The sequence below is a fragment of the Pseudomonas sp. PsB genome (assembly GCF_043658375.1).
GTDB classification, from domain to species: Bacteria; Pseudomonadota; Gammaproteobacteria; order Pseudomonadales; family Pseudomonadaceae; genus Aquipseudomonas; species Aquipseudomonas putida_Z.
In genome coordinates this window covers 1-2,043 of sequence record NZ_JBIGLU010000081.1, presented here as the reverse complement: position 1 = coordinate 2,043, position 2,043 = coordinate 1, and the positions used below count along the sequence as shown (strand labels likewise).

2 protein-coding genes are annotated in these 2,043 nt (G+C 57.6%); both read left to right on the top strand.

Annotation, left to right across the window (positions count from 1 at the left end; all coding sequences use genetic code 11):
* Positions 1-85 precede the first annotated feature (85 nt).
* On the top strand, positions 86-445 hold the full coding sequence (gene tnpB, locus ACGLHT_RS29925) for an IS66 family insertion sequence element accessory protein TnpB (protein ID WP_032489558.1): 360 nt from the start codon (positions 86-88) through the stop codon (positions 443-445).
* Between the two features lie 18 nt (positions 446-463).
* Entirely contained in the window at positions 464-1,996 is a 1,533-nt protein-coding gene (locus ACGLHT_RS29920) for an IS66-like element ISPpu13 family transposase (protein ID WP_032489559.1), read from the top strand.
* Positions 1,997-2,043: the final 47 nt, after the last annotated feature.

Below are 2,043 nucleotides of genomic sequence, written 5' to 3'. Positions count from 1 at the left end.
GTAAGCGCTCCATGAACCCCACATTCAAAGCGCTTACCTGATCCTCGATGCTGTGCTCCCGATTTCTTTCTGGAGCTCGCCGACCATGATGCGACCCGACGCCAAAGTCGAAAAAGTGTACCTCTACCCCAAGCCTGTCGACTTTCGAAAATCCATCGATGGCCTGGCCGCATTGGTCGAACTCGATATCAAAGTGGCGGTGTTCGACCCAGTGCTTTTCGTCTTCCTCAACAAGTCTCGCAATCGCGTGAAAATCCTTTATTGGGAGCGAAACGGCTTCTGCCTCTGGCTCAAACGCCTGGAGTCCGAACGTTTCAAAACTTCACCCGATCCGACTGAGGTCGCCATTGTCCTGACCGTTCAGGAACTGAACTGGCTGCTTGATGGCTTCGACCTCTGGCGCAACCGTCCGCATCAGGTTTTGACGCCTCGATACGTCGCCTGATTCGGTATAATCCGCGGCATGATTTCCATGCCCGAAAACCTCCCTGACGATCCTGTTCTGCTCAAGCAACTGCTTGAGCAGATGATCCACGAGCGCGCGTCCGACAAGGGCAAGATCGTTCATCTCGAAGAGGAAGTTGCGCTATTGCGCCAGCGCTTGTTCGGGCGCAAGACCGAGCAGACTGGCGATGCGGCGACACCACAGTTGCCACTCTTCGACGAAGCGGAAAGCCTGGCCGAGCCCTTGGATGAGGCTGACGACGAAGAAGTCGTTGCGCCAACCAAACGCCGTGGCAAGCGCAAGCCGCTGCCAGCTGATTTGCCGCGTATCGAAGTTGTCCACGAACTGCCCGAGCATGAACTGACCTGCGCTTGTGGCTGCCGTAAACATGCCATCGGTGAAGAAGTCAGCGAACAACTTGAAATCGTCCCGATGCAGATTCGCGTCATCAAACATGTTCGCAAGGTGTACGGCTGCCGGGACTGCGAGTCAGCGCCCGTAACGGCGGACAAGCCCGCCCAGATGATCGAGAAAAGCATGGCCAGCCCGAGTGTGCTGGCCATGCTGCTGACCACCAAATACGTAGACGGCTTGCCGCTTCACCGCTTCGAAAAAGTGCTGGGGCGTCACGGTATCGATATCCCGCGCCAGACCCTGGCACGCTGGGTGATTCAATGCAGCGAGCACTTTCAGCCGCTGCTGAATCTGATGCGCGAAAGCCTGTTGAACAGTCGGATCATCCACTGTGATGAAACACGTGTGCAGGTGTTGAAAGAGCCTGGTCGTGAGCCCAGCAGCCAATCCTGGATGTGGGTGCAAACCGGCGGCCCACCTGATCGCCCGGTGATCCTTTTCGACTACGCCACCAGCCGAGCGCAGGAGGTGCCGGTGCGCCTGCTGGACGGCTATCGCGGCTATGTCATGACCGACGACTACGCCGGTTACAACGCGCTGGCCGCACAGGACGGGCTGGAGCGATTGGGCTGCTGGGCGCACGCGCGCCGCAAGTTCGTCGAAGCGCAGAAAGTACAGCCCAAGGGCAAAACAGGACGCGCTGACATCGCATTGAACCTGATCAATAAGCTCTATGGCGTCGAGCGCGACTTGAAGGACAGTGACGACGAAGATCGTAAGGTTGCCCGCATGGAGCGCAGCCTGCCATTGCTGACTCAGCTGAAAAACTGGGTAGAGAAAACGCAACCTCAGGTCACGACGCAGAATGCCTTGGGCAAGGCCATCGGTTACTTGGCCAGCAACTGGAGCAAATTGGAACGCTACGTCGAGCACGGCTACTTGCCGATGGACAACAACGCGGCCGAGCGTGCGATCCGCCCGTTTGTCATCGGGAGAAAGAACTGGTTGTTCAGTGACACGCCCAAAGGTGCCACTGCCAGCGCACAACTTTACAGCTTGGTAGAAACGGCCAAAGCCAACGGCCAAGAACCCTATGCGTGGCTGCGCCACGCACTGGAACGCCTGCCGCAGGCGTGCTCAGTCGAAGACTACGAAGCGCTACTGCCATGGAATTGCACACCTCACATACACAGCTAGGTGCGCTGCCCATCTTTGGTTAGGTGGGGTTTATGGAGCGCTTACTA